General features: G+C 72.5%; 9 protein-coding genes. 4 read left to right on the top strand and 5 right to left on the bottom strand.

Going from position 1 to position 12986, the window contains the following annotated elements:
- The 5 genes from ACFWDI_RS25705 to ACFWDI_RS25685 all read right to left on the bottom strand — a co-directional run.
- Positions 1-3667, bottom strand: a 3667-nt coding sequence (locus tag ACFWDI_RS25705; protein WP_385307166.1) for an SAV_2336 N-terminal domain-related protein, incomplete at its 3' end; no start/stop codon positions are given.
- Between the two features lie 5 nt (positions 3668-3672).
- On the bottom strand, positions 3673-4659 hold the full coding sequence (locus tag ACFWDI_RS25700; protein WP_385307164.1) for an AAA family ATPase: 987 nt from the start codon (positions 4657-4659) through the stop codon (positions 3673-3675).
- On the bottom strand, positions 4656-6824 hold the full coding sequence (locus tag ACFWDI_RS25695) for a trypsin-like peptidase domain-containing protein (RefSeq protein ID WP_385307163.1): 2169 nt from the start codon (positions 6822-6824) through the stop codon (positions 4656-4658). Before ACFWDI_RS25695 ends, ACFWDI_RS25700 begins: the two co-directional genes overlap by 4 nt.
- Positions 6824-7231, bottom strand: coding sequence for a CU044_2847 family protein (locus tag ACFWDI_RS25690; RefSeq protein WP_385307161.1), 408 nt, complete (start codon positions 7229-7231; stop codon positions 6824-6826). The genes ACFWDI_RS25695 and ACFWDI_RS25690 overlap by 1 nt, the downstream gene beginning before the upstream one ends.
- A gap of 45 nt (positions 7232-7276) precedes the next feature.
- Complete coding sequence (locus ACFWDI_RS25685; protein WP_385307159.1) at positions 7277-8353, bottom strand: ADP-ribosylglycohydrolase family protein; 1077 nt, start codon at positions 8351-8353, stop codon at positions 7277-7279.
- Between the two features lie 259 nt (positions 8354-8612).
- Between ACFWDI_RS25685 and ACFWDI_RS25680 the strand changes: the two genes are divergently transcribed.
- The 4 genes from ACFWDI_RS25680 (at position 8613) to ACFWDI_RS25665 (ending at position 12952) form a co-directional block, all read left to right on the top strand.
- On the top strand, positions 8613-9728 hold the full coding sequence (locus tag ACFWDI_RS25680) for a glycerate kinase (RefSeq protein WP_385307334.1): 1116 nt from the start codon (positions 8613-8615) through the stop codon (positions 9726-9728).
- Between the two features lie 641 nt (positions 9729-10369).
- Positions 10370-11176 (top strand): ABC transporter ATP-binding protein, encoded by an 807-nt coding sequence (locus ACFWDI_RS25675; RefSeq protein WP_327326948.1) that lies wholly within the window; start codon positions 10370-10372, stop codon positions 11174-11176.
- A gap of 91 nt (positions 11177-11267) precedes the next feature.
- Positions 11268-12065, top strand: a complete 798-nt coding sequence (locus ACFWDI_RS25670; RefSeq protein WP_385307158.1) for an ABC transporter ATP-binding protein — start codon at positions 11268-11270, stop codon at positions 12063-12065.
- Entirely contained in the window at positions 12062-12952 is an 891-nt protein-coding gene (locus tag ACFWDI_RS25665; protein ID WP_327326950.1) for a branched-chain amino acid ABC transporter permease, read from the top strand. The genes ACFWDI_RS25670 and ACFWDI_RS25665 overlap by 4 nt, the downstream gene beginning before the upstream one ends.
- Positions 12953-12986: the final 34 nt, after the last annotated feature.

The raw sequence follows: 12986 nt of genomic DNA, 5'->3' as shown, positions 1-12986 counted from the left end.
CCACGGTGTTGTACATCTCCTGGGCGCTGATCCGCTCGCCCTTGCGGAGCTGGTTGTGGGCCATCTCGTGGGGGGTCACCAGCGCGTCGGGGTGCTCGGCGCCGACCACCCCGATCCGGGCGGTGAGGACCTGGCCGGCCAGGTCGTATGCCTCCCGGTGCCGACCGAGCGCGCTCAGGGTGAACGCCACGTTGTGCTGACAGTGCAAAGTGTCGGGGTGCCGGGCCCCTTGTACCTTCATACGCCGCGCCAGCACCTCGTTGTAGAGCGACAGGGCTTCTCGGTGCCGGCCCAGCAGACCGAGGGTGCAGGCACCCTGCTGGCGCACGTCCAGAGTGTCGGGGTGGTGCGGGCCGAAGGCCGCAGACCTGCCCCGCTCGACGCTCTGGAACTGGGCCAGCGCCTCCCTGAACCGGTCGAGCCCGAGCAGCGCGAAGCCCACTTCGTACTGTGACATGAGCGTGGCCGGATGACCGGGGCCCAGGAGCGCCAGCCGCGCGGAGGCGACGTCGCTGAGTACGGCATGCGCTTCCGCCCACTTGCGCCGCCTCAGCTGCTGAACCCCACGGTCGTGCTCGACGTCGAGTTCGGCTGCCTGCTCCTCGGCGGACAGCGGCCTGGGGCGGAACGGGACGGACTGGGACACGCCGTCGTGGAAGAGGCCGTGCCCACGGGGGCCGGTGAGCTCGATGTGGCAGGTCAGATGCGCCTGGTGGGCCCGGGAGCGGCGACGGGCGGGATCGTCCGCGAGGAGGATGTGAACGCCCTGGTAGCGAACGCTTTTGATCGTCTCGACGATGTCCAGCTCTGAGCCGGAGCGCCGGATGCGGTCGTAGTCGTCCAGGACGACCACGAGCCGGGGACGGCCCGGCGACCAGCCCTGCTCCGCCAGCTCCGCGTGCAGGAGATCACGCAGTTCACTCGCCGTGTCCGGCCGTGCTGTGAGGTCCTGGGCCCACGTCACCTGCGGCAGGGCGGCGAGCGCGGAGAGGCGCTCGGAGTCGCCGTGCCAGGCGCAGACGAAGCTGACGGCATCCGGCGGGTTCGCCTCAGCCAGCCCGTGGACGACGGTGGCGAGAGTCCGATGCCGGTCCCCGGCATCGGGACCGGTCAGCAGGCCGTGCGGGCCATCGCCCCCGTACACCCGCTCGTTGAGGTCCAGCAGCACTGATCGGCGGTCCTCGCCCACGCCGAGCTGCGCGGCCAGAAGCGGAGGGTCGGGCCGTTCATGGGCTCGGGCGTTGAAGGCCTGCAGCAGCTCCTCCGCAGTGGGCCGGTCCGCGGGATCGGACGCGACGCAGCGTCGCAGCAGTGCTTGGTGGTCGCGGCCTACCGAGGGGAGAAAACGCGGATCCGCGGTCGGACTGTAGTCCCACGCGCCGGATGCCGCCGCCAGCAGAATCCGGCCCACCGCATACATGTCGCCGGCTTCGCTGGGTGCGTCGTCGTCGCTGCGCAGCTCGGGCGCCCGGTACTCGGCCTGCTGGCGCAGCAAGGTCCGGTGGAGACTGGGCACGCCGTCGAGGGTTGCGGTCATCCATCCGGTGATTTCCACCTCCCGTCCCCGGACGAGGACGCAGGCGGGGATCAGCGAGCCATGGATGACGCCCTTGCGGTGGGCTCGTGCGATCCCGTTCGCCAGCTGCCTTCCCACGGACACGAACTCCATTCCATCGAGGGCGCCTTGGCGGTGTACCAGGGAGCGCAGGTTGGGAGCGGGATCGGAGGAGCGCTTGTCCTGGACGTAGGAGACGGCGATCCAGGCGGGTTCGGATGTGGCGTCGTGGCCGAGCAGCCGCGGTGCGTACACCCCGTCAATCCGCGACAGCGCCTCCGCCTCGGTCGTCACCAGCGCCGCGCTCCAGCTCTGATTCACGTCCGGGACACGGATGACGGCCAACCCCGGGTGGTGCTCAGAGACCCCCAGATACAGGCCCATCTGCGGCCAGCCGTACCGGTGGCGGGCGATCAGGCGGTATGGGCCCGCGGTATGGGCGCTCCCCAGCGAATGCCAGTCGGAGTCCGGCGCGTCGACGAACGACGGCAGCGGAACCGCGGGCGGCTGCGCCGCAGCCCGCGGAACCCCCAGCCGCCGCAGCAGCCGCTCGTCCATCCATCCGAACGGGCGCCCGTCCGCGGGCAGCCGGTCCGTCCCCGAGGGATGCGGCAGCCAGGCGGGGAAGTCCGTCGAGCGGTCCGCGAGTTCGGCGAGGCGTGCGGTGACCGCGCGGGTCGTCCGTACGAGATCGCCTGCCGGGAGCGTGTCGAGCAGCATGCGCCTGGTGTCCTCGGCGAAGTCGAAGCCCCGGTGCTGCGGCAGCAGATCGTCGCCCTCCGCACGGCGCATCAGGCCGCCCAGGAACACCTCCGCCAGATGACCCGTGTCGACCTCGGGGCCCAGCGCGGCCTGCACCAGTCGCATGGCCGGTACCGAGACCGGGGCGACCGCCGCGAGATGGGCCGCGAGACGGTACGCCTGCGGCGATGCCGCGCTGCGGAAACGCAGCAGACCGTCCCCGCCGGGCGCGCGCGTCGCGGCGTACGGGCGGGCAGGCGTCCGGGACGCGAGCAGCGGAAGGACCGCCGATGTGCCCGGCGAACCGACCAACCGGGCCCAGACGCCCAGTGATTCGGGGGTCGGCGCAAGCACAGGCACCGGAACCCCGTCGTACGGGGCGAGTTCGGGCGGCAGGACCGGGTCAGCGACCTGCCAGGTGTGATTGGGCGCGCCACGCCTGCGGGTGGTGACCTCCCACTCCTCGGCGCGGATGCCGGAGCCCTCCCACAGCCGCTCGGGCAGCGCGTGCAGCACGGCCGTCGGACCGACCCGCGCCGCGCGCTCCAGCGCGGCGTGCATCCGGCCGTCCCGCCAGGCCGCGCCCACGCCGTCGCTGATGGCCAGCAGCAGAGTGTGGCCCGCCGGGTCCGTGACGGCGGACGCGGGCAGCGGGGCGCTGTCCTGCTCGTACGGACGGCGGCCCAGCAGGGGAGCGGAGGGGCCCCGGCTGTCCAGCCCGTACACCCGTACGTCGCGGAAGGCGCCGCTGCGCTCCATCAGCAGCCGCGTCTCGGCCGCGAGCCGCTGCCACAGCAGCATCGAGACCCCGTCGTCGACGAGGAGCACCAGATCCAGCCACCGGGCGCGGCCCGGGCGCATGACCGCGTCGGGGAGCCCGGTCTCGGCCATTGCCGTCACGGTGGCGGGCTCGTCCAGCTCCCACTCCCGGAGGTCGGGTCGCAGCTGCTTGAGCGGGCGCAGCGCACGCCCCAGGCGCAGCTCCACGGAGCCCAGCGCCTTCTCCTCGGGGGCGCGTACGAGGACGGCGGGCCGGTCACGCCGAGGGCTCAGCCGTCCGGCAGGCGCGGCATGAACATCGGAGCCGTGGAACTCTCCGGGCCGCGCTGCCCAAGGAGGCAGACTGTCCGGCTCTGTGTGCTTGGTGCTCCGTGCTTCCTCCAGCATGGGCGGGCGGTAGCCGGCGAGCGGGTCCTCGCCGGGAGAAGCCTCCTGCCGCGACGGCGGGGCCTTTGAGACCGCGCCCGCCTCGGCCAGTGCCGACGACGCTCCCGCCGGCAGCCGTCCGGCCAGCCACAGCGCATCCAGCAGCTCCTCGTGGGACAGTTCCACCCCGCTGTCCGCCAGGATCCGCCGCAGCTCCCCCCACACCGGCGCTACACCGTCCCGCCGAGCCGGTGCAGTACGGCGTCGAGCAGCCCGTCGGCGTCCAGGTCCACCCCGCCCTTGCGCAGAAAAACCGCGTTCAGGAGCTGGTCGGTGGCGAGTTCGCCGCGGGCCCGCCGCGCGAGGAAGGCGCGCAGCAGCTCGTCGTTGCCGTCCAGATCCGCCGGGCCCAGATGCGCGCGGACGATGGCGAGCAGCCTGTCCTCGTCGGGCTCCGGCAGAGCGAGCCGTACACAGCGGCGCAGAAAGGCGGGCGGGAAGTCGCGTTCGCCGTTGCTGGTGATGACCACGACGGGGAATTCCGAGCAACGCACCCGGCCCCTGGCCACCTCGGTCCAGGTGTCGGGGTCGGCCGTCAGCACCCGGACCGAGGCCGCCTGCTCCTCGGGCAGCCGGGCCAGCTCGGGGATCTCGAACTCGCCCTCCTCGAAGACGTTCAGCAGATCGTTGGGGAGATCGACGTCCCCCTTGTCGAGCTCGTCGACGAGCAGAACGCGCGGGCGTGCGCCGGGCACCAGCGCCGTACCGAGCGGTCCGAGTCGTACGTACGAGCCGATGCCGAGATCGTCGGAGACCTCGCCCGGCTCACGCCGGAGGTTCGACTCACGGAGCCGGCCGATGGCGTCGTAGCGGTAGAGCGCGTCCTGGAGGGTGGCCCGGCTGTTGACCGGCCAGTGCAGCACCCGGCCGAGCCGCAGCTCGTGCGCGATGGCGTGCCCCAGGGACGACTTGCCGGTGCCGGGCTGGCCGGTCACCAGCAGGGGGCGGCGCAGATGCAGCGCGGCGCTGACGACATCGGCCTCGGCGCGCCCGATCAGATACGGCAGCGGGGGCCGCGGACGCCCTGTCGCCGCGGACGGGGGGTCGAAGCGGCGCCACGGAGGGGCCTCGGGTAAGTCGACCGTACGGGCCTGTCCGTCGCCGCGGAACAGCCGCCAGTCGCCGTTGCCCTGATTGTTGTCCTGGGCGGGGTTCATCGGATGTCCGCTCCTTCCGTGGGGTCAAGCAGTTCGAGCCCGCCCGGCAGTGGCAGCTCCGTGTTCTCCCACACCAGCGAGGGCCGGGCGGGCGAGGGGATGCCCGCTCCGTACTGACCGGCCCTGAAGTGCTGTATACGCTCGGGGAGTTGGTGCAGTGGTCCGGCGGGGGCGATGTCGTCGAGCCGGTGGGCGTGTTCGTGGCTCTCGGCATCCCGGTCCCACAGGACCACCGGGATGCCGAGGGCCAGACAGAGCTGGAGCAGTGCCTCGCGCGGGGCGCGCGGGCCGTGCAGGACGACCTGAGCGGTGTCCCGGTGGCTGGTCTCGAGCAGCGCGTACACCTTCTCCGGCGACGCACAGCTCTCGTCGACGACGAGCGGCCCGGTGTGGGCACTCTCCCAGCGGCGGCGCAGCTCGGCCTCGCGGCGCGGTGCGCGGGCGCTCACCTCCGGGCAGCGCAGCGCGATACGGAACTTCACCCCGAGCGGGACCCTCGGCAGAAACTCCACCGAACTGGCCGCCTCCCACTCGTCGAAGGGCAGTTGCAGGCCCTCCCGGTCGACGAGGATGTCCACATGGGTGACGCTCTGGCCGCAGTCGTCCCGGGGGTTCTCGGCCGCCTCACGGATCAGCCGGGCGATCTCGGCCGCGCTGCGCGGCCGGTCCGCAGTGGCCAGCGAGGCCGTCGCGCCGTCCTGGCGCACCTCCCACAGTGCGCACTGATACCGCTCGGGCGGACCGGAGATCTCGGCGACCAGACGGACGACGGGGGAGGGGCGGTACGCCGCCCAGGCCGCGGCGTCCGCGCGGCGCAGCTGCAGCGCGGCCGGGTGGCTCCCGAGCCGTGCCACGACCCGCTCCGACCAGGCATGCAGGGCCTCGCGCACCGGCGGTGCGGTGGCCGCGGCCACATACTCCACCAAGGTGAGCAGGGCGGGCACCGGCGGGATGCCGTCCGCGGGCTGCCCGCCGTCGCGGTACGCCTCCAGCTCCGTCACCGCTGCATCGAGGTCCCGCGGATTCAGCCTGGTGCCGCTGAGGGAACTGGGCGGGACTGTGTACCGCAGCGCCTCGCGGGCCGCCCGCGGCAGCAGCGCGGCGTCCGCGACGGCGGCCAGTGCCAACTCCCTTAAAAGAAAATGGTGTTCGTCGAGGGAGAGCAGCCGGGCCGTACCGGTCAGCCTGCCCAGCGCGAGCAGCCGGTCGAGCCCGGCGCGGGACGGTCCGCCCTGGACGGTGGGGGCCACTGACTCGGTGAGCGTCGCGAGCGCGCGTTCCTCCGAGGCGAGCAGCTGCGCCAACTCCTCCACGGACGGAGCGGATTCACCGGCCGGGGGCTCGTACCCGAGCCGGGCCGCCAGCGTGCGGGCGTGCTGCGCCCGGCGCACCGGGTCGCCGAGCAGCGACCACAGCTCCGCGGTGAGGCGGCCTACCGTGGAGCCGTCGCCGCACACCGCTGTCGTGTACGCCCTCTGGTGCACGGTGCACTCGGCGACGGTTTCGGCCGCCCCCGCCCGCTCCAGCTCGTCCCGGATCGCCTGCCACGGCACCGCCCAGCTGCGCCGCACCGTGGTCTGCGGGCTCATCGGCCCGTCGCCGGGCATCACATGGGCCACGACCAGGCCCACGACCGTGGCGTCGTCCGTCGCCCACAGTGGGCCGCCGCTGAAGCCGGGGCCGATGGCGGCGCCGGACAGCTGACCGTCCAGATAGCCGAACCGGCCCTCCTGGAGTTTCACTTCGGTGTCGGCGAAGGCGATGGCCTCCCCGCCGCCGTGCCACGCCCGCAGTGTCTGCCCCTCAGCCATGTCGCGCCAGACGACGGGGCTCGGCCACCCGGGGACGGGCTCGTCGAGTTCCAGTACGGCGAGATCGCCCTGCCAGACCATTGAGGACGAGCCCCACTGTGGCGGCACCCACACCGAGAGCCGGGCAGTGCGGTACTGGGGCGACTGCGGACCGTGGAAGGCGAGGCGCAGACCGTCGGCGGCCGGCGGCGCCGCGGCGTACAGATCGCGGCCCAGCGCGTCATTGACGACATGTGCGCAGGTCACCAATTGCCGGGCGGACAGCAGTGCGGCGCCGCCGGCGGCGGTCGAAGCGCCGTCGTGCAGCACGGAGACGCGGGGTGCGGTGGCCGCCGGTCTTCTGAACCAGCCCATCAGCGCTGCGGTGTCCCGGGCTGCGCGGCCTGCCCGGTCTGCCAGGTCGCCGAAATGCTCATCGTGGCCTTGCCGTTGGCCCCGACGATACCCAGCTTCAGGTCCTGTCCGATCTCGACGCCGAACGCGACGGTGACCTCCTGTGGCGGGTTCTCGGACGCTGACACCGCGCCGTGGACCTCGTCCAGCAGCGGACCGAGCGGGCGCAGCGCCGTGCGCAGTGCGTCCGCCGCGAGCGTCGCCGCCCGTCCGGCGCCGCTCGCCACGGGCTCGGCCGCACCGAACCCTTCCGGCAGATCGGCCCTGCCGTTGCTCTGCGACGGTACGGCGAGGGGCTCTCCGGCCCCGGACAACTCGAGGCGAACCTGTGAACCGTCCGACAGTGAGAGTTCCATGTACGCAGGCATCTGACCATTGTGCAGATATCGCCCCCCGACAGCAGCGGTTTCGGCTCAACCGGCGGAGACCGCCGCCAACCGCACCGTACGCTTGGCCAGTTCGCTGATCCGTACGCCGTCGAACCCGAACACGGCGCTGCGCACCCGGTCCTCCAGTGGGTCGGTCCACTGCGGCGGGATGGCGGAGGCCCCGCACAGCACGCCCGCCACCGAGCCTGCCGTCGCCCCGTTGGAGTCGGTGTCCAGGCCCCCGCGGACCGTGAGGCCGATGGTCGGGGTGAAGTCGCCGGCGCCGTACAGCAGCCCTGCCGTGATCACTGCGGCGTTCGGAACGGTGTGGATCCAGCCGAGGCTGCCCGTCTCGGCTGCCAGCTCGCTGAGCGTGTCGGACCAGGATGTCCCGGAGGCGTGCAGGGCGACGGTGTGGCGTACCGCGCGGGCGAGGCGGCATCCGGCAGGGATGACTTCCAGCGCCGCTTCGATCGCCTCGCGCGGGGTGTTCGCGGTGAACGCGGCGGCGATCAGGGCGGCCGCCCACATCGCGCCGTACACGCCGTTGCCGGTGTGCGAGAGGACCGCGTCGCGGCGGGCGAGCGCGGCGGCGCGGTGCGGGTCGCCGGGGGAGGTCCAGCCGAAGATGTCGGCGCGGATGAGGGCGCCGATCCACTCCTGGTAGGGATTGTCGTGGGTGGCGGTGAGCGGGGGCTTGAGGCCGTTCGCGAGGTTGCGGTAGGCGGCCCGCTCGGCGGTGAAGGTCTGCAGGAACGGCAGATGCAGCAGCCACGCCTCGCCCACCTGCTCGGTCGTGAAGCCGAAGCCGTGGGTCTGCAGGAGATGCAGGCCGAGGATGCTGTAGTCCACGTCGTCGTCCCGGCAACTGCCGTGGATCCGGCCCCGTACGCACTGGTGCCACTCGGGACGCAGCTCGAACCCCTCGGCGTCCGCGTCGGGCGGCGGCTCGGGGAGATAGTCGGTGAGCGGAAGGGCGTCGGTGCGGCGCAGATAGCGGTCGATGCGGTCGCGGGTCCAGTGGTCGCCGCGCTCGACGGGCTTGCCGAGCATGTTGCCGGCGACTCTGCCCAGCCAACCACCGAGGATCCGGTCGGCGAGGTCGGCGTGCTGTAGGCCCATACGTCCGGTTTACCGAATGGGCGCCGGAACCGCGCGGTGGTGGGTGAGTGAAGCCTTTCAGCTGCCGGTCGGCGACGGCTCCCGAGCGGTGCGCCGGATATAGGGCTCGCGGACGTCGGCCGACCGAGCAGCACCCCGCTATATAGCGGAATGTCGCACCATGATGGGGTGGCATGCCGTCTGACCTGGCGGATAGGGTCGGGGAGGCGCGACTGCCTGTTCGAAAGCAAGGGATAGCAAGGTGACGGACGGAGCAGTTATTCAGCCCGCGCGTGTGCTCGTTGCGGCTGACAAGTTCAAGGGCTCTCTCACGGCCGTACAGGTCGCTGAGCGGGTGACGGCGGGCCTCCAGCGGGTGGTGCCCGGTCTGGCGGTCGAGACCCTGCCCGTCGCGGACGGCGGTGACGGCACGGTCGCCGCCGCGGTGGCGGCCGGGTTCGAGCGCCGCGAGGTCCGGGTGACCGGGCCGCTCGGCGAGTCCCTGACCGCGGCGTACGCCCTGCGGGAAGGCACCGCAGTGGTGGAGATGGCGGAGGCCTCGGGCCTCCAGCACCTCCCGGACGGCGTGTTCGCGCCACTCACCTCGACGACATACGGCTCCGGCGAACTGCTGCGCGCGGCGCTCGACGCGGGAGCGCGGACGATTGTCTTCGGCGTCGGCGGCAGCGCGACGACGGACGGCGGCGCGGGCATGCTGGCCGCGCTCGGCGCGCGCTTCCTGGACGCGAACGGCGAGCCGGTGGGGCCGGGCGGCGGCGGACTGCGCGACCTTGCGTCCGCGGACCTGTCCGGCCTGGACCCCCGCTTCAAGGACGTGGAGCTGGTCCTGGCGAGCGACGTGGACAACCCGCTGACGGGGCCGAAGGGCGCGCCGGCGGTGTACGGCCCACAGAAGGGCGCGACACCGGAGGACGTCGCCACGCTGGACGCGGCGCTGGCGCACTACGCCTCCGTCCTCGGCCCGGAGCAGGCCGAACTGCCCGGCGCGGGGGCGGCGGGCGGCATCGGCTACGGCGCGCTGGTCGCCCTCGGCGCGAGCTTCCGGCCGGGCATCGAGATCATGCTCGACGTGCTCGGCTTCGCGCCGGCGCTGGAGCGGGCGACCCTGGTCATCACCGGCGAGGGCTCCCTCGACGAGCAGACGCTCCACGGCAAGGCCCCGGCGGGCGTCGCCGCGGCGGCGCGCGCGCAGAACATCGACGTCGTGGCGGTCTGCGGCCGCCTGACCCTGCCACCGGAGGCGCTGGGTCGCGCGGGCATCCGCCGCGCGTACGCCCTCACGGCACTGGAACCGGACCCGGCCCGCTGCATGGCGGAGGCGGGGCCGCTGCTGGAACGGGTGGCGGCGAGCATTGCGCGGGACTTCCTGATCTGAGGCGGTGGGCCGGGGCGGGGGCGCGCTTCCCCCACCCCGCCCCTTCCCGAAACCGGTGCGCCGCCCCGGACCCGTCTGGAGGCGGATGAGGTGTGGCTGAGGCCCAACACACCTACACGGCCCAGGCGGACCCGGGGTCCTTGCCGGTATCGGGCGGGGGGACGCGCAGCGGGTGGAGTCGGGACGTAGAGCGTGATGTGTGGCGCACAAGGAACAGTCACCCTCCGACCACCCCCAACGCGCCGTAAATCATGCAGTCCCGGCGCAACCCCGGAGCGGACCCCAAACGGTCACCGGACAAGACCGGGTCACCCTTGGCGGCGGAGCCACCAAGCGCGGCCACCGGACAAGACCCGGTCACCCTTGGCGGCGGAGCCACCAAATCGTCCGGCGGCACAGCGAGGTCGAACTGTGGTGGGTGGGCCCGAAGTTCCTCGATGAGCTGGTCCGTCAGCTGCGGCACGCGCTCTGCGACCACCCATGACCTGTGAGGATGCCGGCCCTTGTGCCGGTGCACAATGCGCGCGCCGCACCCCTGGTCATCCGCAGCGAGTCGGGCATACCGCCTGGACGGTACGTCCGACCGGTGCTGACGTGTGCCCCCACAGGCAATTTCGAACAAGCTTGGAAAGGGGGTCTGCATGGCAGCCGCCTCACTCGAAGTGCGTGCGCTGTCCGTCGGCTACGGGCCGGTGCGGGCACTGCGCGACGTCACCATCGACGTACCCGAGGGCGCGATCGTCGCCGTCCTCGGCGGCAACGGCGCCGGCAAATCGACCCTGCTGCGCGCCGTCTCCCGCACCCTCGGCTTTCAGCGCGGACACGTCACGTCCGGCAGCATCCGCTTCGACGGCCGCCCGCTCGAGGGACTGAGCGCCGCTCGGGTCGTCGCCGCGGGCGTCGTCCAGGTCCCGGAGGGACGGCAGGTCTTCGCGCGGATGACGGTTGCGGACAATCTCCGGGCGGGCGCCCTGGGCTCGACCGGCGGGCGCCGGTCGAGCACCGAGGCCCTCGCCCGGGTGCATGAGCTCTTCCCCGTCCTCGCCGACCGTGCCCACCAGCGGGCCGGACTGCTGTCGGGCGGCGAGCAGCAAATGCTCGCGATGGGACGGGCGTTGATGGCCCGGCCACGGCTGCTGCTGCTCGACGAGCCGTCGCTCGGCCTCGCCCCGCTGATGGCGGCGCGGATCGCCGAGACCGTGCAGGAGATCAACGCCGCCGGCACATCGGTCCTGCTGGTCGAGCAGAACGCGGCGATCGCGCTGCGGCTCGCTTCGACGGCGTACGTACTCGACGTCGGCGAGGTCGCCCTCTCGGGCTCCGCGGACCAGCTCGCCACCTCGGACGAGGTACGCCGGCGGTATCTGGGAGTGGTGGACGAGGACGCGGCCGCGGATGCGTCCCGCGCGCAGACGGCGGCGCCGGCGCTGAGCAGGTGGTCGGCATGAGCATGGTGGAAACCGGCCGACAGGCGAGGCGCGGGATCCGGGGCGCAGCCCCGGTCGGCGGGCAGCAGCCCGCATCCGGCAGGGGGCACCGATGACCGACACCGCATCCGGCGGCGCCGTGCCCGCCCTCGACGTCACCGACCTCACCGTCCGCTTCGCCGGGCTCACCGCCCTCGACTCCGTCTCCTTCACCGTCCAGCCCGGCAGCGTCCACGCCCTCATCGGCCCCAACGGCGCCGGCAAGTCCACCTCCTTCAACGTTCTGTCCGGCGTCTACCGGGCCACCTCCGGCAGCGTCCGCTTCGGCGGGACGGAGCTCACCGGGCTTCCTCCCGACCGCATCGCCGCCCTCGGCATCGCCCGTACCTTCCAGAACCTCGCGCTCCCGCCGCACGCCACCGTCGCCGACAGCCTGCTGCTCGGCCGGCACCGGCTCACCCGCGCCGGGTTCCTCGCCGCCGGACTGCGGCTGCCGTCCGCCGCTCGCGAGGCGCGCGAACACCTGGAGCGGGTACGGGAGATCGCGGAGTTCACCGGACTCGGCGGCGATCTGGACCGGCCCGCGGGAGCACTCCCGTACGGAAAGCAGAAGCTCGTCGAGCTCGGCAGGGCCCTGTGCATGGAGCCGCGGCTGCTGCTCCTCGACGAGCCCGTCGCCGGGATGACCGCGGACGAGCGGCGGCAGACCGCCTCCATCATCGCGGGCGTACGCGACAGCCTCGGCATATCCATCGTGCTCGTCGAACACGACATGGGGATGGTGATGCGGCTCGCGGACGCCGTGACCGTACTCGACTTCGGGCGCCGGATCGCCGACGGCACCCCCGCCCACGTACAGAGCGACCCGGCCGTCGTACAGGCCTATCTAGGAACGGAGGCCCAGGTATGACGACCTTCACCGAACTACTCCTCGGCGGACTCTCCATCGGATCCGTCTACGCGCTGATCGCGCTCGGCTTCGTCGTCATCTTCAAAGCCACCGAAGTCGTCAACTTCGCCCATGCGTCCCTGCTTCTCGCGGGCGGCTATGTCACGGCCGTACTCCACGACGACATCGGCTTCTGGGGTGCGCTCGCCGTCGGCATCGCGGGCGCGGCCCTCGTCGGCGCGGCCGTGGAATTCCTCGTCATGCGCCGCTACCGGGGCTCCGACCACAGCGTCCTGGCCATCGTCACCATCGGCGTCGACATCCTCCTGACCACCGAACTCACCCGCCGCATCGGCACGGACGTCCTCGCGCTCGGTGACCCGTGGGGCGACCGCGTCGTCACCATCGGGGACATCACCATCGCGCAGACCCGTATCGCCGCCTTCGTTTCGGCGGCCCTGCTGATCACCGCGTTCCTGCTCGCGTTCCGGTACACCTCGTGGGGCGTGTCGATGCGCGCGGCGGCCGAGAATCCCGAGACCGCGGCGCTGATGGGGGTACGCCTGGGCCGGGTATCGCTCGCCGCCTGGGCGGTCGCGGGCGCGCTCGCCGCGGTCGCCGCGCTCTTCCTTACCGTGTTTCCGACCCCGGGGCTCGAACGCGCCACCTCGCTCGCCGCACTCAAGGCCTTCCCGGCGGCGATCCTCGGCGGGCTCGACTCCACCACCGGCGCGCTCGCGGGCGGTCTGATCGTCGGCGTCACCGAGTCCTTCGCCACCGGCTACCAGAGCGAACTGTCCTTCCTGGGCCGGGGGATCGGCGATCTCGCGCCGTATCTGGTGATGGTGCTGGTCCTGCTGCTCAGGCCCGCCGGACTCTTCGGCACAAAGGAGCCCGCCCGTGTCTGAGACGCTGAAGAACCCCGAGGCAGACGTGGCAAAG

Source organism: Streptomyces sp. NPDC060064 (assembly GCF_042736455.1).
Classification (GTDB): Bacteria; Actinomycetota; Actinomycetes; order Streptomycetales; family Streptomycetaceae; genus Streptomyces.
Note: the sequence above shows the minus strand (reverse complement) of the source record. Positions and strands in the feature narration are given on the sequence as shown.

Coding starts and splice junctions, on each gene's coding strand:
- ACFWDI_RS25700 (WP_385307164.1), bottom strand. CDS start 4,659: ATGAACCCCGCCCAGGACAACAATCAGGGCAACGGCGACTGGCGGCTG.
- ACFWDI_RS25695 (WP_385307163.1), bottom strand. CDS start 6,824: ATGGGCTGGTTCAGAAGACCGGCGGCCACCGCACCCCGCGTCTCCGTG.
- ACFWDI_RS25690 (WP_385307161.1), bottom strand. CDS start 7,231: ATGCCTGCGTACATGGAACTCTCACTGTCGGACGGTTCACAGGTTCGC.
- ACFWDI_RS25685 (WP_385307159.1), bottom strand. CDS start 8,353: ATGGGCCTACAGCACGCCGACCTCGCCGACCGGATCCTCGGTGGTTGG.
- ACFWDI_RS25675 (WP_327326948.1), top strand. CDS start 10,370: ATGGCAGCCGCCTCACTCGAAGTGCGTGCGCTGTCCGTCGGCTACGGG.
- ACFWDI_RS25670 (WP_385307158.1), top strand. CDS start 11,268: ATGACCGACACCGCATCCGGCGGCGCCGTGCCCGCCCTCGACGTCACC.
- ACFWDI_RS25665 (WP_327326950.1), top strand. CDS start 12,062: ATGACGACCTTCACCGAACTACTCCTCGGCGGACTCTCCATCGGATCC.